At 42.9% G+C, this 20,108-nt stretch carries 18 protein-coding genes; 13 read left to right on the top strand and 5 right to left on the bottom strand.

What is annotated here, in order from left to right:
• The 11 genes from ACXAH1_RS00670 (at position 1) to hpf (ending at position 14,398) form a co-directional block, all read left to right on the top strand.
• Positions 1 to 1,551: an asparagine synthase-related protein gene (locus ACXAH1_RS00670; protein WP_475192966.1), complete on the top strand. Its 1,551-nt coding sequence runs from the start codon at positions 1 to 3 to the stop codon at positions 1,549 to 1,551.
• The gene (locus ACXAH1_RS00665) at positions 1,552 to 2,856 is read left to right on the top strand and encodes a glycosyltransferase family protein (RefSeq protein WP_475192965.1); all 1,305 of its coding nucleotides are present in this window, start codon (positions 1,552 to 1,554) and stop codon (positions 2,854 to 2,856) included.
• On the top strand, positions 2,843 to 3,967 hold the full coding sequence (locus tag ACXAH1_RS00660) for an O-antigen ligase family protein (RefSeq protein WP_475192964.1): 1,125 nt from the start codon (positions 2,843 to 2,845) through the stop codon (positions 3,965 to 3,967). Before ACXAH1_RS00665 ends, ACXAH1_RS00660 begins: the two co-directional genes overlap by 14 nt.
• A complete protein-coding gene (gene asnB, locus ACXAH1_RS00655) occupies positions 3,967 to 5,889 on the top strand; it encodes an asparagine synthase (glutamine-hydrolyzing) (protein WP_475192962.1) in 1,923 nt (640 codons plus the stop codon). The genes ACXAH1_RS00660 and asnB overlap by 1 nt, the downstream gene beginning before the upstream one ends.
• Complete coding sequence (locus tag ACXAH1_RS00650; protein ID WP_475192961.1) at positions 5,886 to 7,010, top strand: glycosyltransferase family 4 protein; 1,125 nt, start codon at positions 5,886 to 5,888, stop codon at positions 7,008 to 7,010. The genes asnB and ACXAH1_RS00650 overlap by 4 nt, the downstream gene beginning before the upstream one ends.
• On the top strand, positions 6,994 to 7,593 hold the full coding sequence (locus ACXAH1_RS00645; RefSeq protein WP_475192959.1) for a sugar transferase: 600 nt from the start codon (positions 6,994 to 6,996) through the stop codon (positions 7,591 to 7,593). The genes ACXAH1_RS00650 and ACXAH1_RS00645 overlap by 17 nt, the downstream gene beginning before the upstream one ends.
• Positions 7,586 to 8,212 carry an acetyltransferase gene (locus ACXAH1_RS00640; protein ID WP_475192957.1) on the top strand — a complete coding sequence of 209 codons (627 nt, stop codon included), beginning with the start codon at positions 7,586 to 7,588 and terminating at the stop codon, positions 8,210 to 8,212. Before ACXAH1_RS00645 ends, ACXAH1_RS00640 begins: the two co-directional genes overlap by 8 nt.
• A gap of 1 nt (position 8,213) precedes the next feature.
• Positions 8,214 to 9,389 (top strand): DegT/DnrJ/EryC1/StrS family aminotransferase, encoded by a 1,176-nt coding sequence (locus ACXAH1_RS00635; protein WP_475192954.1) that lies wholly within the window; start codon positions 8,214 to 8,216, stop codon positions 9,387 to 9,389.
• 125 nt (positions 9,390 to 9,514) lie between these two features.
• Positions 9,515 to 11,452 (top strand): polysaccharide biosynthesis protein, encoded by a 1,938-nt coding sequence (locus tag ACXAH1_RS00630; protein ID WP_475192952.1) that lies wholly within the window; start codon positions 9,515 to 9,517, stop codon positions 11,450 to 11,452.
• Between the two features lie 241 nt (positions 11,453 to 11,693).
• Positions 11,694 to 13,829, top strand: coding sequence for a YjbH domain-containing protein (locus tag ACXAH1_RS00625; RefSeq protein ID WP_475192949.1), 2,136 nt, complete (start codon positions 11,694 to 11,696; stop codon positions 13,827 to 13,829).
• Between the two features lie 212 nt (positions 13,830 to 14,041).
• Positions 14,042 to 14,398, top strand: a complete 357-nt coding sequence (gene hpf, locus ACXAH1_RS00620; RefSeq protein ID WP_054014760.1) for a ribosome hibernation-promoting factor, HPF/YfiA family — start codon at positions 14,042 to 14,044, stop codon at positions 14,396 to 14,398.
• Between the two features lie 40 nt (positions 14,399 to 14,438).
• Here hpf and trmL read toward each other — a convergent pair whose 3' ends face one another.
• The gene (gene trmL, locus ACXAH1_RS00615) at positions 14,439 to 14,903 is read right to left on the bottom strand and encodes a tRNA (uridine(34)/cytosine(34)/5-carboxymethylaminomethyluridine(34)-2'-O)-methyltransferase TrmL (protein ID WP_253046736.1); all 465 of its coding nucleotides are present in this window, start codon (positions 14,901 to 14,903) and stop codon (positions 14,439 to 14,441) included.
• A gap of 196 nt (positions 14,904 to 15,099) precedes the next feature.
• Here trmL and ACXAH1_RS00610 point away from each other — a divergent pair, with 196 nt between their 5' ends.
• Positions 15,100 to 15,999 carry a cation diffusion facilitator family transporter gene (locus ACXAH1_RS00610; protein ID WP_475192946.1) on the top strand — a complete coding sequence of 300 codons (900 nt, stop codon included), beginning with the start codon at positions 15,100 to 15,102 and terminating at the stop codon, positions 15,997 to 15,999.
• Here ACXAH1_RS00610 and ACXAH1_RS00605 read toward each other — a convergent pair.
• Genes ACXAH1_RS00605 through ACXAH1_RS00595 form a run of 3 tightly spaced genes read right to left on the bottom strand, consistent with a single transcriptional unit; the run spans position 15,951 to position 19,024 of the window.
• Positions 15,951 to 16,967 carry an alpha/beta fold hydrolase gene (locus ACXAH1_RS00605; RefSeq protein ID WP_475192944.1) on the bottom strand — a complete coding sequence of 339 codons (1,017 nt, stop codon included), beginning with the start codon at positions 16,965 to 16,967 and terminating at the stop codon, positions 15,951 to 15,953. The two genes, ACXAH1_RS00610 and ACXAH1_RS00605, sit on opposite strands and share 49 nt — an antisense overlap.
• Positions 16,957 to 18,336, bottom strand: coding sequence for an ATP-binding protein (locus tag ACXAH1_RS00600; protein WP_475192941.1), 1,380 nt, complete (start codon positions 18,334 to 18,336; stop codon positions 16,957 to 16,959). The genes ACXAH1_RS00605 and ACXAH1_RS00600 overlap by 11 nt, the downstream gene beginning before the upstream one ends.
• A 1-nt stretch (position 18,337) precedes the next feature.
• Positions 18,338 to 19,024 carry a response regulator transcription factor gene (locus ACXAH1_RS00595; protein WP_138545342.1) on the bottom strand — a complete coding sequence of 229 codons (687 nt, stop codon included), beginning with the start codon at positions 19,022 to 19,024 and terminating at the stop codon, positions 18,338 to 18,340.
• A 215-nt stretch (positions 19,025 to 19,239) separates the two neighbouring features.
• Between ACXAH1_RS00595 and ACXAH1_RS00590 the strand changes: the two genes are divergently transcribed.
• Positions 19,240 to 19,749: a Spy/CpxP family protein refolding chaperone gene (locus ACXAH1_RS00590; RefSeq protein WP_475192939.1), complete on the top strand. Its 510-nt coding sequence runs from the start codon at positions 19,240 to 19,242 to the stop codon at positions 19,747 to 19,749.
• 50 nt (positions 19,750 to 19,799) lie between these two features.
• Here ACXAH1_RS00590 and yacG read toward each other — a convergent pair whose 3' ends face one another.
• On the bottom strand, positions 19,800 to 20,042 hold the full coding sequence (gene yacG, locus ACXAH1_RS00585; RefSeq protein WP_054014754.1) for a DNA gyrase inhibitor YacG: 243 nt from the start codon (positions 20,040 to 20,042) through the stop codon (positions 19,800 to 19,802).
• Positions 20,043 to 20,108: the final 66 nt, after the last annotated feature.

The following is a 20,108-nucleotide window of genomic DNA, read 5'->3' as shown; positions in this document are numbered from 1 at the left end:
ATGTCTTTTTTGATAGAAATGAGCTCGAAGGGAGTTAGGAATAGTTTCAGCGGACAATCTACTCTTGTTGATAATGAAGATATCTGCATATTTTTATGGGGCTATATATTGCCCGTACATGAATCCGAACTTCTTAATGTCTCATTAAATAATTATAAGAATGTTTTAGCGGGTATAGATGGCGAGTTTTCACTTTCTATACACTTTAAAAGTGTAGATAGATTAATTATAGCAAACGGGTTTACAGGGCAACTACCTGTTTACTATACGCAGGACAAAAATGGTTATGTTGTGTCAAATTCAATCGAAGCATTACGAAGCTGCGTAGGTGGAGCTAAGTTGTCAGTTGAAGCCTCGTTCCAGATGATACAGTATGGCTATTTATTAGAGAATATGACGCCGCTAGAAGGTGTTTTTAAGTTATTCAAAAGAGAATATTTAGAACTTGATTTAACCCAAAGAAAACTTACAGTTTCAGAATTTAGCGAAGTTGAAACCCCTACCGTGACTTGTGAAAATAGCGCAATAGAATTGGTACAGTCAAGTTTCATGAATTCGCTAGATAATTTGGCAGAATTAATAAATAAAAAGGAGTTTTCGCCTGTATTTACCTTAAGTGGTGGATTGGACTCAAGAGTGGTCACACTGGAAATGAACAACCTACTCCCTTATAGCTTAAAAACATTATGTTTTGGAAAGAAAGGTTGTTTAGATATGAAGATTGCTGATGAAATCGCCAGTAAATTTGGGTTTGAACATACATTTTACGAGCTTGAGGCAGGTGACTATTTATACAACTTTGAGCGCTCATGGAGTGAGAATAATGGGTTTGTTTACTTTAGTGGAGCATCTCATACATCATCTGCTATAAATAGCATTAATATGGATAAAAATCATATATTGGTAACTGGACAGTTAGGAGATGCTGTACTTGGGAGCTATTTAGGTAGTGTTAAAGAAGCCCCAGCTGTTGATAATGGTTTAGGTCGATTTGCATACTCCAAAGAACCAACTTTTTATTCTTATAAGCCGAAGTACAGCTATAAGAGTATGGAAGACTACCTAATATTTAACAGAGGCTTTAATGGTATTAATAACGGTGTTGTTACAATCAATAATTACGCTCATCACTTTTCACCATTCTTAACAAAAGATTTTTTGAATAGTGTATTGAGTATAGCGCCTCATATTAGAACTAAACTGTCTTTTTACCTTAAGTGGATAGAAAAGTATCACGAGCCTTCAACCAGATTTAAGTGGGAGAGGTATGAACTTTTTCCAGTTCTAAGAAACAAGTTTTTAATAGAAAGTAAGTACTACACTATGTTCCTGTCAGCTAAAAGAAAGCTTGTTAATTCAGGAATGATTAGTTTTGACAATGAATTTAAATCGGAGCAGGCAAGCACAGTGTTCAACTGGGAAGCAGCGTTAGAGTGTTTAAATGATCCAGAGTTAAAAAGTACGATTACCGCACTTAAAGGTAAACATGGTATGCTCATGGATTTGAAAATTTATACTGTTTTATTTAACTCTATAAAATATGGAAGTTAGATGAGAATTTTATATGTGAGCTATTATGCGCCTCCATACAACTGTATGGGTTCCGTTAGAATGGCAAAAATAGTCGAAGAGCTTGCGGAATTGGGCCATGAAGTAGTCATTGTTGCTGGCTGCCCTGATGATCTGAATAAAGACTTACGTGAATTACCTAAATCTGTGTTCATTCCTCACTTTAATTTACGAAATGTCGCGAGAGGGAGCAAAAATAGAACGTCTTCGAATGTTGAGCACGCAAATAATCGTAAAGGTCGCTCTTTTGGTCTGTTTAAATCGATGATTGGTCCAGGGGTAAAGCTCGCCACATATTTCCTGCACAATTTAGTTTTCCCCGATATTGAAGTTTTTTGGAGTCGTTCTGGGGAAAAAAATATTGAACGTGTTGTAGAAGAAATTAGCAGTTACGATAATTTTGTTCCTGATATTGTGTATGCGTCTTGTTTACCTATCTCCTCAGGTAAGATGGGGAGTGTGTTAGCGAGTTACTTTGAAGTCCCACTGGTGTTCGAGTTTCGAGATAAATGGCACCTATCACCTTATAGGGACGTTCCATGGATCAGACGTTATTTCGAGGGGCGCTATGAAGAACGCTTGTTTAAGCAGGCTCAAGGTGTCGTTGGCGTAACAAACTGGCTCAGCAGCTTAGGTGACAAGTATCAAATACCAAGTGCTGCGGTGCTAACAGGGATTTCCCATGAAAAGTTATACAATGATGTTAGTGAAGGCGATATCTCAGAGTTTCCATTTTTATTTAAAAATAAAAAAACGATTGTATATACGGGAATGGTATATCCTGGCAAAAGAGATCCATCTGTTTTAATTGAGGCTTTCAACGCAAATGAAATGGGAATATCTGAAAACTATCAGTTGGTGTTTGCTGGTAAGAACTTTGCTGAATTTGAAAAGTTGAACCGTTCCGATAGTGTGTTCTTTTTAGGCCAGATCAATAGAGATGTAGCCCTGCGACTTCAAAACGTTGCCGATATTTTGTTGTTATTGTCCTGGGATAATGAAAAAGAAAAAGGTGTGGTCAGTGGTAAGGTTTTTGAATATCTAGAGCAAAAAAAACCAATTCTCCATATAGGTTGTGTAGATGGTGAAGTAGCAGAGTTGGTTTCTGTTAGCGGAAAATCTGTATCTAATGACATATCAACCCATGCGTTAGTTGATGTGATCGATAGACTGAGTTCATTATGCATAGATTTAAAGTCTTTGGAATTACTGAGTACAAGAAATCAGGTTTTGAAGTTAGATAGTTTTTTACACAAGGTACAAGGCAATCTGAATGGGCGTTCATAGTATTAGTATATCGGCACTGTTGTTGGGGCTTGCACTGGCAACTGGCGTTATGACGAAAGTGCGTTTTGGACTAGTTGGTATATCTGAAATCCTGTTTTTGATATTTATAGTGCACTCTTTTTCTAAATTCGGTCGGAGAATTTTTTCATTCGAACGTTCAATGCAAGGGAGTTTTCTACTCTATCTGAAGTTGTTTACTTTCTTGTTTTTTCCGATTGTCACAATGTCTGTGTTCTTTCTAAGTGACTATAATAGTATGCCTGTTTATGTAATATCATACATGATGGGGGTTTTGATACTTAGTCTTTTAGTCGAGGAAATAAAGGCTGGTTTGAATTTGAAACAGGTCTCGATTGTTTTTGCTTTAGGGTTCATGGTTGTGAATTTTATAGCTATTATAATCTTTCCTAAGTCAGTTCGGTTTGAAGGTTTCGCTGCTAACCCTAACCAATTAACCTTTTATGCTATGTCTCTTTTTCTTATGTTAAGTATTTACTTAGGTAAGCGAGCGGTCTTCTTTTTTGTACCGCTGGTATTTATCATGTTAATGACCGGAAGTGACACATTTTTACTCTCTTGTTTTGTTGTTGTTGCAACGTACTTTTCTTTTAATTTTTTAAGGTTTAATCAATACAGTTTTGCTTCTCGTATATTCTTGTTTATGTTTCCGGTTGTTATTATTCTCTACTATGTGATAAGTAATTATTCAGATGTGCTGATTAGTTTGTGGAATAATGCTGATGAAGGAGGCACACGCCTGACATTATTCGAGAATGCTTTTATAGTCTCATTGACATCTCCATTTTTTGGGTATGGCGCAGGGTCATTTTCTGGTTTGAATGGCCCATTCGAGCAGTCAGAAGCACATAATACGTTCTTAGATTTTGCGATGCAATTTGGATTTTTATATCCTACTTTGCTTTATCTTTGCTTTTTTATTGCTCTTTTTAAGGTGCTTATCGATAGGCAATATTTGGTAGCAGCTTTTATGGTTTCTTATATTGTGTCCGGCTTTTTTCACTTCGCTGGACGTCACTTCGTTTTTTGGGTTGAAGCTGCGGTGTTCATGAGCATAGCGTTTGGTAATTATAAAGTTGGGGAAGAGACTTAATGTGCGGTATATTTGGATATGCAGAAACTCGAGGGATTTACGATAAAGAGTTTTTGATAAAGGCATTGGATACTATTTCTCATCGCGGTCCAGATCAGGACGGACATTTTATTAATAAGAATAGAAATTTGTTTCTTGGTCATAAGAGGCTATCTATCCATGATTTGTCTGATGCCGGAATACAGCCGATGCATAGTGGTCATGGTACGATTGTATTTAATGGAGAAATATATAATTATAAGGAAATTAAACGCACGCTCGAGCAGCAATTTTCCATCTCTTGGAAAGGGACCTCTGACACAGAAATCCTTTTAGAGGCTATCGCTAGATTTGGTATTGAGAAAACACTACCTATGCTTAATGGCATGTTCGCATTTGCATATTATTGTAGTGAGAAAGATGAAATATATGTCGCTAGAGATCGGTTTGGCGAAAAACCGCTTTATTTTTATTTTGATAATAGCAAATTTGTATTTTCTTCTGAATTAAGACCGTTAGAAAAGGTCTGTAGTGGCTTGACGCTCAATGATAGCGCAATATCTAGTTTAATTTCAAATAGCTATATTCCTGCTCCCGCTAGTATATACAACGAAGTTAAAAAGCTTCGAGCAGCTCATTATATAACTATTAAAATTTCTGATGATGTTCGCGTTTCGGAAGAGGTTTGTTACTGGCATTATCTAGATGCTGTAGAAAGTGCTAGGCAGGACCAACATAAGAGCTTGGAAGAATCTTTGCTGGATATTGAAGACAAGCTTGAGCAAAGTGTAAAGTTGAGAATGGATTCAGATGTTCCTTTTGGTGCATTTTTAAGCGGTGGAATTGATTCGACTTGCATAGTTTCCCTTATGCAGCGCATTTCTTCAAAACCTATAGATACCTTCAGTATCGGTTTTTACGAAGAAGAGTATAACGAGGCATGTCATGCAAAGAAGGTTGCAAAAGTTCTTGGAACAAATCATCACGAGCTATATTTGACGCCTAAAGATGTAATAGATAGAGTCTCGGATCTCCCATTGGTATACGATGAACCATTTGCTGATTCATCACAGCTGCCCACTTTGATTGTATCTGAGTTCGCGAGAAAGAATGTCACTGTTGCCTTGTCCGGAGATTCCGGAGATGAACTGTTTGCTGGTTATAATCGACATCAACTGGCACAGAGTTTGGAGCAAGTTATTGGTTCCTCTTTAGCTGGAAGAAAGGCGCTCTCTAAGCTTATTCAATCGATTAGCCCCACAAGATTAGATAAACTATTTGGGTTGGTGAGGCCAATTGTTGGTAAAAAAGTTGATCGTATCGGCGATAAGTTGCACAAACTGTCAAAGTTATTGTGTGCCAGTGATGAGGTGGACCTTTACCAAAGATTAATTGAGACTTCAAATAGATCCAGCGTAATGCGCTCCGGTGCGGCAGCTATTAACACACTTGATACTGAGATATTTGGCAATGCTTCTTTGTCCCTTAGTGAGAAAATTATGTTGCAGGACACCCAAGGCTATATGCAGCATGATATTCTTACTAAAGTAGATCGTGCTGCGATGCATTGTAGTTTGGAAACAAGAGTGCCTTTTTTGGATAATGAAGTATTTGAAGCTGCTTGGCGCACTCCAATAGAATATAAACTTTTCAACAAAAAAACTAAGTACCCACTCAGGCAGATTATCTCAAAGTATGTCCCAAATGAGTTAATAGAACGTCCAAAAGCAGGGTTTGGTGTCCCCATAAACCACTGGCTTCGCGGGGAGTTAAAGGAATGGGCTGGCGATCTTTTGTCTGAAACCTCCCTTAGAAGAGCTGGAGTTTTCAATGAGCAGGTTGTTTTGGATGCTTGGAACGAGCATGTTAGTGGCGCTAAGAACAATCAGTACGAGTTATGGAATATCTTAATGTTTCTTCAGTGGCTTGAGGTTAGAAAATGAAGGTTTTGATTATTGGGACTTTACCTTCATCCCTGACAAATTTTAGGGGTGAGTTTCTGAAGAAGTTAGTACGTGCTGGTCATGAGGTTCATGCCATGGCTTCTGGTGCTAGTGAACTGGAAGTTCAGGAAATAACTAGTCTCGGTGTGGTCTATCACGATTATTCAATTGAACGCAGTGGTTTAAACCCATTTAATGACCTGAAGACGTTGAAACAATTTTATGATTTGTTCCAGAAGCTTAAGCCAGAACTGGTGTTAGCTTATACTATAAAGCCAGTAATATGGGGAGGAATTGCTTCGAGAATTGCTAAAGTGCCGCAATTTCATGCTTTAGTCACCGGGTTAGGTTATGCATTCAATGGCAGTAGCTTTAAGCGGAGGGTGTTGAAAAAAATGGTAAGCTATTTATATAGCGTGGCTCTCAAGGGAGCTAGTAGTACCATTTTCCAAAACTCAGACAACAGAGCTACTTTTTTAGCTAATGGCATCGTCGATGAAGTAAAAACTTATGTAGTAGATGGATCTGGAGTTGACCTCAGTCATTTTATGCCCACTGCTTTGCCTGAAAAGAATCGATTTTTGTTAATTGCTCGATTACTCGGTAACAAGGGGGTAAGGGAATACGTAGAGGCGGCTAAAATTGTCAAAAGCAGGTATTGCAATGTTGAATTTGAGCTGGTTGGCCCCACCGACCCTTCTCCTGATGGAATTTCGCTAAACGAAGTCCAACAATGGCAAGAGAGTGGTGTTATCATTTATAGGGGCGCTCAGAATGACGTAAGACCTTTTATTGAGCAATGCAGGGTGTTTGTATTACCGTCTTATCATGAAGGTGTACCAAGAACTGTGCTTGAAGCCATGTCAATGAAGAGGCCTATTATCACAACAAGGGCGTCTGGTTGTAAAGAAACGGTTAAGGAAGGAGAGAATGGCTGGCTGGTTGATGTGGCAAACTTCGAGCAACTAGCTGATAGGATGATTTGGTTCATTAATAATGAGCAAGAAGCCGAAATAATGGCAGAAAAAAGCCTTGATTATGTCAAAGAGCGATTTGATGTAAGAAAAATTAACCGAGACTTGTTTGAAATATTGGAGCTTCAAGATGAAAAGAGCATTTGATTTAGTATTTTCAATAATCACATTGTTTGTCTTTTCGCCTATCTTGATAATCGTGATGGGCCTTGTATATTTTAAGCTAGGATCACCAGTTTTCTTTACGCAAGAGCGACCTGGGTTGAATGGGAAGGTTTTTAAGCTGTTGAAATTTAGGACAATGTTGGATGCCAGGAATAGTGCCGGGGAGTTGCTTCCTGATCACCAGAGAATGACTCGTTTTGGCTCGTTCTTGCGAGCTACTAGCCTGGACGAATTGCCCAGTTTGTTTAATGTTTTGAAAGGCGATTTAAGTCTGGTGGGTCCTCGCCCGCTATTAGTTCAGTATCTGCCTTTATATAATGAAGAGCAGGCAAGACGGCACAACGTGCGCCCTGGTATTACGGGGTGGGCGCAGGTGAACGGACGAAATGCAATTAGCTGGGAGGACAAGTTTAAGCTCGATGTTTGGTATGTAGACAACAGAACTTTTTTGCTAGACCTTAGAATCTTGCTTTTAACAGTCAAGAAAGTGTTTGTTCGAGAAGGTATCAGTGCTGAAGGTCACGTGACAATAGAACCGTTTAAGGGCTCAAACTCTAATGAATGAAAAGAAACTGGCGATACTGGGGGCTAGTGGCCATGGCAAGGTTGTCGCTGACATAGCTGAGCTCAATGGATATAAAGTCGAGTTCTTTGATGATGCTTACCCAACTAAAACGTCCTTAGAGCACTGGCCTGTCCTCGGTGATACGAGAGCTTTGTTAGAATCTGCGTCAAATTACCTGGGAGTTAGCGTTGGTATAGGTAACAATGAGATTCGAAAAACCAAACTACAAATGTTATTAGCAAATAACATTAACAGTCCTGCATTGGTTCACCCAACAGCTGTAATCAGCAAATATTCCAGCCTCTCAAGTGGCGTTTTAGTTATGGCTGGGGCTGTTATAAACCCTTTTACCAAGGTGGGCATAGGAGCCATTATTAATACTAAGGCAGTTGTTGAGCATGATTGTAAAATAGGTAATTATGTGCATATTTGCCCAAGTGTTAGCATAGCTGGCGGTTGTGAAATTGACGACTATGCATGGGTTGGAATTGGCTCTTCAACTAAGCAATGTATCAAGATCGGTAAGAGTAGCATTTTAGGTGCGGGCTCTGTGATAGTTAAAAATATTCCTGCAGACGTAATCGCTTATGGTAACCCTGCAAAAGAAATTAAGGATTAACATGTTAAATACTCCTTTTTCCCCTTGGCCGAGTTTTACCCAGGAGGAAGCTGATTCAGTAAGTCGTGTAATTTTGTCTAATAAAGTAAATTACTGGACTGGTAACGAAGGCAGAGAATTCGAAAAAGAGTTTGCCTCTTGGGTTGGATGCGAATATGCGGTGGCATTGGGCAATGGCACACTAGCTCTTGATATCGCGCTGAAAGCGTTAGGTGTTGGCAATGGTGATGAAGTTATTACAACGTCTCGTACCTTTTTGGCTTCCGCTTCTTCAATTGTGACCGCTGGGGCTGTGCCGGTGTTTGCCGATGTTGACCTGAATAGTCAAAACATCACTGCTGAATCTATTGAAGCTGTGTTAACAGAACGAACAAAAGCTGTGATAGTGGTGCATCTTGCAGGAATGCCTGCCGAGATGGATGATATTATGGCGCTCTCTGAAAGGCATGGTTTTAAGGTAATAGAGGACTGTGCTCAAGCCCATGGCGCAAAGTACAAAGGTAAGAGTGTTGGTAGTATTGGTCACATTGGTGCCTGGTCGTTCTGCCAAGACAAGATCATGACAACCGGTGGTGAAGGTGGCATGGTGACAACGAACGACAAAGAACTCTGGTCGTATATGTGGTCATACAAAGATCACGGTAAGAGCTTCGATGCAATCTACAATAGAGAACATCCTCCTGGCTTCAGATGGCTTCATGAGAGTTTTGGTACAAACTGGCGAATGACTGAGATGCAAGCTACTATTGGTCGCATACAGTTAACCAAAATGACTGAGTGGACATCTAAGCGCCAGCAAAATGCTCGTCTGATAGATCAGTCCGTTGCGGATCTTGATGTTGTTAGGCCTGTTCAAGTTCCAAGTTACATTGAGCATGCAGAATATAAACACTACCTTTTCATTTGCCCTGACAAGCTCGCCGATGGGTGGAGCAGGGACAAGATCGTAGATAAAATAAATGCTTTGGGTGTACCTTGCTACCAGGGAAGTTGTTCGGAAGTTTACTTAGAAAAAGCGTTCGATGGAACCCCGTGGAGGCCTGCTGAGCGTCTGAAGAATGCTCGGGAGCTGGGTGAGACATCTTTGATGTTTTTAGTACATCCAACTCTTACTGAGAGTGAAGTAAAGAAGACTGCGGCAGTGATTAAGGATGTACTGTCTCAGGCGAGTATTTAATTAAGGATCTATGAAGCGCGGTCCCGTTGGTTGGCGAATCGCGCTTTTTTGTATATCATTTGTGATACTCGGAAACAAATAATACATTTGTCTTTGTGCCAAAAGACTCAGTTTTAGGATTTTACATGGATAGCTTGTTCCGTGCTATTTTAAGTACTTCTCGTGCTAGAAAGCGCATCATTACCCTTTTTATTGACTCATTGTTTATCGTAAGTGCTTTTTGGCTCGCACTGATAGTACGATTGGATAGCTTTGAACCACTAACAATTATGAGTAACTGGTTGCTACTCAGTCTTGTTGTACCTATTAGCTTATTTGGTTTCATTAACCTAGGTCTTTATCGAGCTGTACTGCGCTATGTTGGTGCCCACGCTGTGGGAGCGATCGTTACAGGTACTGTGATTAGCACAGTCGCGTTAGTGATTATTGCGTTTTTTCTACAAGTTAATATTCCCAGAACTATGCCATTGATCTATGCATGGTTGGTGATCTTATCAGTAGGAGGATCCAGAATCATGGTTCGAGCTATGGTCGGTCGATTGGCCTCTGTAAATAAGACGCCTGTCGTGATATATGGGGCAGGTGACGCGGGGAGGCAATTGGCTACCGCACTGGGAGCAGGGCCTGATTATTTTGTTACGGCCTTTATCGATGATGACGAACATAAACATCATTCTATTATCCAAGGGGTTCCAGTCGTTGCATTTGATTCCTTATACAACTTAATTGACCGCGGCAAAGTGGAAAAGATACTACTTGCTTTACCTAGCACTTCCAGAGCTCGCAGGAAAGAAGTGCTGGCTAAGTTAGAAAAACTGCCTGTAGAGGTACTTACTATCCCTGGTATGGTTGATGTTGTAGAGGGCAAGGCTAATTTAGACGAAATTAAGGATGTTGAGATCGAAGATTTGCTTGGTCGCGATTCGGTATCTCCAAAACTGGATTTAATGGCTGCCAATATAAAGCACAAATGTGTAATGGTAACTGGTGCTGGAGGGTCAATCGGTTCAGAGCTATGTCGTCAAATTATTAATCACGAACCAAGCAAACTTGTTTTATTTGAGATTTCTGAATTCGCCTTATACTCAATTGAAAAAGAGCTTTCCGAGGCTGTGAGGAAAAAAGGCTTGGGAATTGAGATCATTCCAATAGTGGGCTCTGTTCAACGGGTGAACCGTGTAGAAACCTGCATGAAAGCGTTCGCTGTTGAAACTGTTTACCATGCTGCAGCATATAAACATGTCCCTTTGGTGGAGCACAATGTGGTCGAGGGTGTTCGCAATAATGTGTTTGGTACATATTATACGGCGAAGGCTGCAATTAACTCTAATGTTGAAACATTCGTGCTGATTTCGACGGATAAAGCTGTTAGACCCACAAATGTGATGGGGGCAACAAAGCGTATGGCTGAACTGGTGCTGCAAGGATTAGCAAAAGGACAAAATAAAACACGCTTCTGTATGGTGCGTTTCGGCAATGTACTTGGCTCTTCAGGCTCAGTGGTACCTTTGTTTAGAAAACAAATTAAGCAAGGTGGTCCTATCACGCTTACTCACCCAGAAATCACCCGATTCTTTATGACTATACCTGAGGCGGCGCAGCTGGTTATTCAGGCTGGAGCAATGGGAAGAGGGGGCGATGTATTTGTCCTGGATATGGGCGAGTCTGTAAAAATCAAAGATCTTGCAACAAAAATGGTGCACTTGTCTGGTCTTGAGGTAAAAAGTGAGGCAAATCCGCATGGAGATATTGAGATTAAGTGTACAGGATTGCGACCAGGTGAAAAGCTATATGAAGAGCTGCTTATCGGTGATAATGTTGAACAAACCTCACATGAAAGGATTATGACAGCAAAAGAAGTTATGTTGCCTTTGCGAGAGTTAGAAGAGATCCTAGAGACTCTAGATAAGGCGTGCCATGACTTTGACCATCAAGTTATCCGACAGCTGTTGCTTGAAGCCCCTACCGGATTTAACCCGACTGATGGTATTTGTGACTTAGTGTGGAACGCCAGGCAGCAACTTGAAGAGTTACCTGAAACAAATATTGTTAACCTAAAATAAGTAATTAGCTTGTTAAGTGAGAGAACGATTGGTGTTCTTTCACCAAGCTAGTGGACTTTAAAATCAAAATCAGACTCGTACCGTTGGAATTTTTATTGATCTGTCTCTTCTGTACTGGCAGCTAAAAGTCTTTTGAAAATTTTCGACTCAAGTGATCGTTTCATGCACAACCGTAATCACCCTGATGATATAGTGCGGAGAAATTTTTGGTCATTATAATATCTTAACCGAGCAGAGGACTATGTCTAAACTAACCCCTATTTTAGCAAGTGGCTTATTGACTTGCTCTTTTATCGCTGTTGCACAAGAACCCCCCCAACACTACCAGAGCTTTACCGGTTTTACCGGTTTAGTGAATACCCCTTCAGCGGAGGTCCTTGACTCCGGAGTGATTGATATTGGTTATAATAACCAGCTGGATTTTGGTGCCTCAGGCTTTGTTGACGGCCATAATTACATCTTTTCAGTAGGGTTGTGGCAAGGGTTGGAAGTGAGTGGCCAAATTGCAGCCAGCAGTATGCATGATAACCTATTCGAATCAAAGGCCCTTGGTGAAAACCAGATAAGGGATTTGTCATTCAACGCGAAATATCAAATACCTTTTGTTCCTGAGGACTGGTTTGATTTGGCTATTGGAGGGAAAGATATCGGTGGGGCAGCGAACCATTATGAATCTTATTTTGCAGTGGCCTCAAAAGACTGGCTGGATTTTCGTTTTTCGGCTGGGTTAAGCACCAGCAAAAGCGAAATTGGTATGATGGATGGGGTGTTTGCAGGTATCGAGTGGCAACCACTGGATTGGTTTGCCTTGCAAGTTGAGCATGATGCAGAAGCGGTAAATGCGGCTGCTCGCTTGACCGTGCCTAAAGCTTGGTTGTTTGATCTTGGTACTCTGACTCTGACGAGTCGCTTTTATAGCAACACAGATCACAGCGATAAAGATACCTATTATGGTATTAATTTCTCTATGCCTTTGTCGGAACAGTCCCAAGCTGACTATCAGGAAATACAACCCGCGCCCGATAATGCAGGTGTGATAGCACATTTGTCTGAGCAAGGCGTGCAAACCACCAAGTCAGTTATTGTTGATGTGCCAAAACCGGATAGCTTTGCTCATAAAGCTCAAAGTAGCGAGCCAAACTCAACTCAGGAAGTAAATATCAGCGAATTGAACACTGAGATACGGGCGCTTAAACACGCACTTGTTGCTGATGGGTTTGAAAACGTACAAGTTGGTGTAAACCGTGAGCCTGTCGTTGTGGTGAAATTCGAAAACTCAGTATTCAACCGAAATGATATTGACGCGATAGGGGTTGTCTTAGGCCGGGTTGCGCAATATATCAGTGATGATAACGCGAGCTTTACTGTTCAACTGGGTAAACATGACATTCCATTGTTGTCGTTGTCAGGACAGGTCAGCAATTATCGGCAGTTTATTACTGACGGTATCTCACCTGGATTGATTATTCGTCAGGGAATGATGGATGTCCCCGGTGGAGTCGCATGGATTGGTGATGGTGCAGTTAACAGCCCTTACTTTAAACCTCGACTGACACTTGGGCCGTCACTCAGTTCAACTTATGCAACAGAGATGGGAGTCTATGATTTCTCGTTAGCGCTCAGGGCTGATTTAGAGATCCCAGTATGGCGTGGTGCGGGTGTCAATATCACAGCGCAAACGGTGGTTGCTGATACAGAAGAATTTGAAGCCGGTGATATTTTTGAGGCGCGTCGTGAACGTAATGGCCTGGAAAGAGCTGTTTTTTATCAGACATTTGATTTGCCGTTTGGTTTCTATAACCAGACTCAGATCGGACTCTTCCGTGAGTTTTATGAGTATACCGGGTTAATTAATGAAACGGCCTGGGTAAGCCCATCAGGACGCCACAAGCTCTACAACACCTACGGTTTCTTCGACTATAGAGATTACGATGAAGACCGTGACTATCATGTAATGGGCTATCAATACCACTGGGTTGAGCAAGATATCTCATTCCATATCTCAGGTGGAGAATTCTGGCGAAGAGATAAAGGGATGAAGGTTGAAACCAAGTTTTGGTTTGGTGATAGCTATGTGTCGCTATTTGCCTACGATACAGATGTTCAGGTAGCGGGTATTTCATTTAGTATTCCACTTACACCAAGAAAAGATATGAATGTAACTAAGTATGGTCAGGTGAAAGGGAACCACGCATGGCGTCACGGTGTGAGCACACGCATAGGCGATGACCAGAATACATTAGTTTATAAAAAGGGCTATGTGCCCGAAACTTCAATTAGCTTGGACCGTACTTATCTGAATCAGGGACGTTTGTCTGGCAGCTATGTCTACGCAAACCTTGCAAGGCTGCGTGAGGCGTACCTAACATTCAAGTAAGCCGACCGACACAGTGCCAGGTTGTTTGTATCAGCAACCTGGCCTGTTCAGTGAAAAACCTGCCTCCTTGAACACTTTCTCTCCAACTCATACGCGACCCTGATCTATCACAAATAAATTCAGTTTGATGACAAAAATCTTAATTTTATGCTTGAGAATTGTGTCTTTCGCTCCAATACTTAGTAATAGGTAAACAACAAAAGGGAGCGCTTATGAAAATTAACCTTTCAGGCCACCATGTAGATATGACAGAAGCCGTAAAGCAACACGTTGATGAAAAGTTTGCCAAAGTAGCTAACCACTTCCCGTCGCTGTTGTCGATAGATGTCATAGTCAGTAAGGAACACAAGAAATTTTATACTGAGATCAACACCAATTATTCAGGCGCCCGGATATCTGTAAGAGGAGAGGACGACGTCATGTATCCGGCCATTGCTAATGCAGCTAAAAAGTTAGATGCGGCACTAAAACACAGAAAAGGTCAGCTCAAGGCCAACAAACATGAAAAACCTGTGAGTACGACTCCGCCTATTGCCCACGAGATTATTCAGGAAATGAACCTGAATTAGAGATAAGTTAAAAGAAGCCACCATCCGGTGGCTTCATTCATTAAACCGCCCCATCAAACCCCATTTGACGCCACGATTCATAGACAAAAACGGATACCGCGTTTGACAGGTTCATGCTCCTGCTGTCTGGTCGCATTGGGATCCGCAGACGTTGTTCTGCCGGTAGAGAGAAAATCAAGTCTTCTGGCAAGCCTCTGGTTTCAGGTCCAAAGAGCAGGCAGTCACCGCTCTGATAGTCTGGTTCGTGATGGTATCGGGTGCCTTTAGTAGTACAGGCAAAGACTCTATTTGGTTTGCGCTCTTGCAGATATGCATCCAAAGAGGGGTAACGTTTTACTTCGCTGAATTCATGGTAATCCAAACCGGCGCGCCTGACGCGTTTGTCGTCCCAGTCAAAACCCAGAGGTTCAATCAGGTGTAACGAAAACCCTGTGTTTGCACACAGGCGAATAATGTTGCCTGTATTAGGGGGAATTTCAGGCTGATACAATACGATGTCTAACATGGATAACCTCAAAATAATATTGCCCGCAGTATAGCGCATCTGGTGGGGAGGCTAAAAGTCAGTGTATAACCTTTGTGCTGTACGAAGACAAATACCTGACCAAAATTTGAAGTAGGCGTCACTAATTTTTCATTTTCATGACTTACACTATAAGATAAGCCTAGACAGGAGTTTTATGAGGTTGTTGAGGTAATAAGTGTCCCACAATTATGACTTTTTAGTCCGATTTTCCAGTATTTTTACACTCGCAATGGCGGCATTAATGATCACGGCTAAGGCCTGGGCCTGGCTGGCGTCTGGCAGTGCAGCTATGCTGGGGTCGCTGACGGATTCCTTACTGGATGTCAGTGCTTCTATGATGAGTTTTTTGGTGCTCAGTTATGCGCTCCGCCCTGCAGATGACGATCATCGTTTTGGTCATGGTAAAGCAGAAGCTTTGGCAGGTCTTGGCCAGGCTGCATTTATTGCAGGCTCAGCGTGTTTACTAACTTTCCATGGTATTGAACGCCTGTTTAACCCGGTTGCAATTCAGCATAGTCTGTTGGGGGGGTGGGTTAGCCTGTTTGCTGTGGGGTGCACATTGGCTGTTGTCATTGTGCAGCATCATGTGGTTAAGCGAACCCAGTCAATTGCGATAAAAGCAGACTCTTTGCATTATAAAGGGGACATTCTGCTTAACCTGGCCGTGTTGACGGCGTTACTGTTGAGTCATTGGCAGGTAGAGCATGCCGATGCCCTGTTTGCGATAGGTGTTGCTTCTTATCTGCTATACAATTGTTGGGAAATAGCTCGAGAAAGTGCGGATCATTTGATGGATAAAGAGCTGCCTGACGAAGAAAAAACGGAAATTATCCTGTTAGCGTCCAGTCATGAAGAGGTGTATGGGGTGCATGATCTGCGCACCCGGCAAAGTGGTAAAGTGAAGTTTGTACAGTTGCATCTGGAGCTGGATGACCATATTCCATTGGCTCGTGCGCATGAGATCAGCGATGAAGTCGTGGCACATATTAAAGCTGCTTTTGAGTCGGAAATGGATATCCTGATCCATCAGGACCCAGTGTCACTGTCAGTGTCACCAAACTCATCCGCAGTGTAATTGGTGATGTTTTTGAGAGACGGCTGATAGCCAAGGAGTTGTTCGGCAAACGTATAAAACTGGTCCAGCACAGCACGTCGTATGGTGTCTGTTTCGCAGAGTAATTCGTGTTTACCTGGATAGGACTGTATCTGACAATGCGTTTGACGTTGTGCAAACTGTTCTTGCGCTGTTGAGCAGACAATACTGTCATACTCAGCACTGGCGATGCTCAGCGGCAGTGCTATCTGTAACTGCTCGATGTTTCGAGTAAATTGCAGTGCCTGCTGAAGCCAGCGGAAACTGACACCGCCCAGCTGTAATCCCGGGTTATCTCTGTAGAGTTGCCTGAATAATGCGTAACGGTGCTTACACTGAGTTAATTCATTGTCTTCGAAGGCTTTTGGCAAGTAGTCAGCCTGACCAATCGCATAGCACTTCCCCAATCCCAGCAGGCAGGCTGTAGACGCAACGCCATGCGCAAACCAGGCAGGGTAAGGGGCTGTGTTAATCGCAAGCATGGGGGCGCTGAGAAATGCACCTTTAACAGAAGTTGTGAAGCGGGACAAATAATCACATGCAATTGCTCCCCCCATTGAATGTGCCAATATCATCGTGTCACCCTGCCACTGTGAGGTGACCACTTCTTGCATAAATGCATCGAGGCAATCGCCATATTGTGTAAAAGTGTCAATATAGCCAATATGCAAATTGGCAAGGAAGCGCCCGGATAGGCCCTGACCTGGGTGATCAAAGGTAAAAACGGCGATTTGGTTGCGGGCGAGCTCCCACATTAACTCCTGATACTTATGCGCCGATTCAATACGGCCATTGACCAGAACAACCGCAAATTTTGCCCTGTCCGGAATATGGCTGGCGTAAAAGAGTGGTCCTACCCCACTGGAAAATGTACCTTTTTGGCAGCGTTCCCAGTGCGCCTGGATATGAACCAGATTGTCCGTTAAGTGTGTGCTTTCGCTATAATACATGATCGCCTGTTGGCAGCGTTACGGTAACACGCAGGCCACTGTGGTTGCTAAACTGAATGTGGCCATGATGCACTTTTACAGCGTGCTGCGCAATTGCCAACCCCAGTCCGAATCCACCGGGTTCTGCTGCACCATCAGGGGTGCGTGCTTGTGAGGCTCTGAAAAAGGGGATACACAGTTTTTCCAGCATAGTGTCACTGACACCAGGGCCATCGTCGCTGATCGTGACAGTGAGTTGATCGTCACTGCGTTGTATCGTCAAGCTTACTTGTTTATTGGCGTATTTGATGGCGTTACGCAGGATGTTCTCAAAAGCACGGTTGAGTAACGCTGCATCGACTGTCAGGGTGATGTCGGGCAATGGTTGCCATTCAATCTGTTTACCCAGTTGCTGGCCCTCAAATTTGGCATCATCCAGGATAGGTTCTAATAACTCTGTCAGTGAAATTGGATGAGGGGTGAGCACCAGTTGCTGAGATTCGAGTCGGGACAGCTGCAAAATATCACTCAACATGTGCTCAAGTAAGTGTGCCTCTTTTTCAACGCGTTGCAAGTACGGTAGCAAAGGGGCAGGGGCTTTATCACTGGCAATGCCGTTTGCCATCTGTAATCTGGTTAAGGGGGAGCGCAGTTCGTGAGAAATATCAGCCAGTAACCGTTTTTGTTGTGTCACATGAGCCTGCAGGCGGCTCGCCATTTGATCAAAATCTTTACCCAGCTGGCCTAATTCGTCCTGGCGCGAAACGTTAATCCCTGCTCGTGCATCCAGCTTCCCCTGAGCGAGGGAAGCGGCAGCCTGTTGAAGTTGACGCACAGGTTTGAGCAGTCCGCGTGCAAACCAAAGACTAAATGCAAAGCTTGCCAGTATTAATACCAAGAGCTTAGCCCAGTTAGGTAGCATTCGTATCTTAGTCAGAATATGTGGGTCTCGGTGGTCCATCAGCTGAAACAGCTGATATGTTTCTCCATGCAATTGGATATCCAGTGGACCATAGGCCCGATAACGCTCGGTATCAACAACTTGTGGTTGCGCACTGGTGGTAAAATTCAGCAAAGATAAGTCCCACTCCTGAAGTGCCGCATGGCTTAAAACACTGAGCTGTTCATTACTGTGACGTAAGTAAATTTTCGGACCGTGGTTGCGATGACGCCCAGGTAACAAGGTATTCAGTTCCTGCCCTGGCCGGCTCTGTGCACGCCGTTCTATGCTACGTTTCAAGTGATGCAGGTTTTTCATCATAGCAGGACTGATTTGGCGTGTTTCCAGTATGTCTGGCTGCAACAGACTGATACTCATCAGCATAAACAGCGTGGCAGCAATTGTGCCCCAGAACCATAGGAAAATTTTTACTAGTAAGTACTTCCTCATCTCAAGCCTTAAGAAAAATATAGCCAGAACCTCGTAAGGTTTTGATATAGGTATGTGCACTATGTACGGCGATTTTTTTCCGCACATTACTGACATGCATATCCACAGATCTGTCATAGGGTGCTAGAGGGCGACCCAGCACAGCTTGAGACAAAGTTTGTTTAGTCACGGTCTGACCCGCAGATTTCATAAGCTGGTGGAGCATCTCGTACTCAGTACCTGTCAATGGCAGTGGTATACCCTTAATACTCGCGGTGCGTGAGGATAAATCCAGAGCAAGCTCATGGCATTCGAAACGGGGACTGGTCGTGGTATGAAGTAAATGGGCGACGCGGCGAGTAATGGCTTTGATCCTTGCCAGTAATTCTCTGTGATTGAATGGTTTTGGGATGTAATCATCAGCACCAAGTTCAAGCCCGAAGATCCGGTCAAAATCATCGCCTTTGGCGGTCAACATAATCACGGGCGTCATTTTTCTTGCACGTAATGCTTTGAGCACTTCAAAGCCGTCCAACTGGGGAAGCATCACATCCAGCAGGATGACATCAAACTCCCTGTCTAACGCCATATCCAGTCCCACAGGGCCCGTATGGGCGGTGTCAACATAAAACCCTTCGCCTTGCAGATAGTCTTGCAGAAGCTCACACAGGCCTCTATCGTCGTCTATTATCAGTACTTTCGCACTCATACTGTTACTCAATCACTCTTCTCACGCCTATCTTACCTTACTATTTACTATATAAGTAAGGTGACTGACTTTACACTTCTTTACGCTCTGGGAATGATGTCGAAACGCTGGATGTGTGAGGGCTGCAACAGCTCTTGACAAAACTTTACACAGCCTTGACGTTGCTTTGCTCTGGCGTTGCTAAAGTTGAACCTAACTTAACAGGAGACGCTATTATGAACACACCCACCAAGATGAAAATTCGTCACACACTAAAAGCATTATTGCTGGCTTCGGTTATGGCTGGCAGTGGCACGGTTTTAGCTGATACCGATAAGGTTGAGGCGCATGCTAAGGCAAAGCACATGAAACCGATGCAAACAATGGGGCGCATGTTGTTATCAAAACGTGCGATAAAGCATCTGGCACTGACTGAAAGCCAGCAAGCTGAGCTAAAAAGTATTTTCGATGCTCAGAAGGAGCAAGTTAAGTCACTGCGTGGTGACAGAGACAAAGGAGAGCACCACACAGCATTTAAGGCATTGATCGAGGCCGAGCAGTTCGACAAAGCACAGGCACAGGTATTATTGGAGCAATTTCAGCCTCAAAAGCGTGACATGATGCTGATCAGACTGGAAACCCAGCATAAGGTCTATCATATTCTGACCGAAGAGCAGCGTGATAAGCTCAAGGAGTTGCGCCATAAACGGATGGGGAAAAAACACCACCAACATCAGTCATCCTGAACCACTGAACAAAGCCCGAACTATTTATTCGGGCTTTGTGGTTGTATAAGTTAGTCTTTAAAAAAACTATCGTCGTTTTTGGCCAGTAAGGCTTCCAGATCTTCCACCATATCCCGTGCTGCTTCAGGCGATAAATCCGCACTGTTAAGTGGCGTTGAGATTTTATTGTTCTCTTCTGACCACTCTCCTAAATCAATGAGTTGGCAGCGCTTCGAGCAAAAAGGGCGATGTGGGCTTTGCGCCGACCAGACGACGGCGGCCTGGCAGGTAGGACATTTTACAGATACAGGCATAAGCACCTCAGCATAACTATTTTACTCTATTGTACTGTGCAGCTCTCACACAGTCACGGGGGAGCC

Source organism: Pseudoalteromonas sp. AWH4_217, assembly GCF_056161105.1.
Note: the sequence above shows the minus strand (reverse complement) of the source record. Positions and strands in the feature narration are given on the sequence as shown.

Coding starts and splice junctions, on each gene's coding strand:
- ACXAH1_RS00635 (WP_475192954.1), top strand. CDS start 8,214: ATGTTAAATACTCCTTTTTCCCCTTGGCCGAGTTTTACCCAGGAGGAA.
- yacG (WP_054014754.1), bottom strand. CDS start 20,042: ATGCCTGTATCTGTAAAATGTCCTACCTGCCAGGCCGCCGTCGTCTGG.
- ACXAH1_RS00590 (WP_475192939.1), top strand. CDS start 19,240: ATGAACACACCCACCAAGATGAAAATTCGTCACACACTAAAAGCATTA.
- ACXAH1_RS00660 (WP_475192964.1), top strand. CDS start 2,843: ATGGGCGTTCATAGTATTAGTATATCGGCACTGTTGTTGGGGCTTGCA.
- ACXAH1_RS00605 (WP_475192944.1), bottom strand. CDS start 16,967: ATGTATTATAGCGAAAGCACACACTTAACGGACAATCTGGTTCATATC.
- asnB (WP_475192962.1), top strand. CDS start 3,967: ATGTGCGGTATATTTGGATATGCAGAAACTCGAGGGATTTACGATAAA.
- hpf (WP_054014760.1), top strand. CDS start 14,042: ATGAAAATTAACCTTTCAGGCCACCATGTAGATATGACAGAAGCCGTA.
- ACXAH1_RS00645 (WP_475192959.1), top strand. CDS start 6,994: ATGAAAAGAGCATTTGATTTAGTATTTTCAATAATCACATTGTTTGTC.
- ACXAH1_RS00650 (WP_475192961.1), top strand. CDS start 5,886: ATGAAGGTTTTGATTATTGGGACTTTACCTTCATCCCTGACAAATTTT.
- ACXAH1_RS00600 (WP_475192941.1), bottom strand. CDS start 18,336: ATGAGGAAGTACTTACTAGTAAAAATTTTCCTATGGTTCTGGGGCACA.
- ACXAH1_RS00630 (WP_475192952.1), top strand. CDS start 9,515: ATGGATAGCTTGTTCCGTGCTATTTTAAGTACTTCTCGTGCTAGAAAG.
- ACXAH1_RS00625 (WP_475192949.1), top strand. CDS start 11,694: ATGTCTAAACTAACCCCTATTTTAGCAAGTGGCTTATTGACTTGCTCT.
- trmL (WP_253046736.1), bottom strand. CDS start 14,903: ATGTTAGACATCGTATTGTATCAGCCTGAAATTCCCCCTAATACAGGC.
- ACXAH1_RS00665 (WP_475192965.1), top strand. CDS start 1,552: ATGAGAATTTTATATGTGAGCTATTATGCGCCTCCATACAACTGTATG.
- ACXAH1_RS00640 (WP_475192957.1), top strand. CDS start 7,586: ATGAATGAAAAGAAACTGGCGATACTGGGGGCTAGTGGCCATGGCAAG.
- ACXAH1_RS00595 (WP_138545342.1), bottom strand. CDS start 19,024: ATGAGTGCGAAAGTACTGATAATAGACGACGATAGAGGCCTGTGTGAG.
- ACXAH1_RS00670 (WP_475192966.1), top strand. CDS start 1: ATGTCTTTTTTGATAGAAATGAGCTCGAAGGGAGTTAGGAATAGTTTC.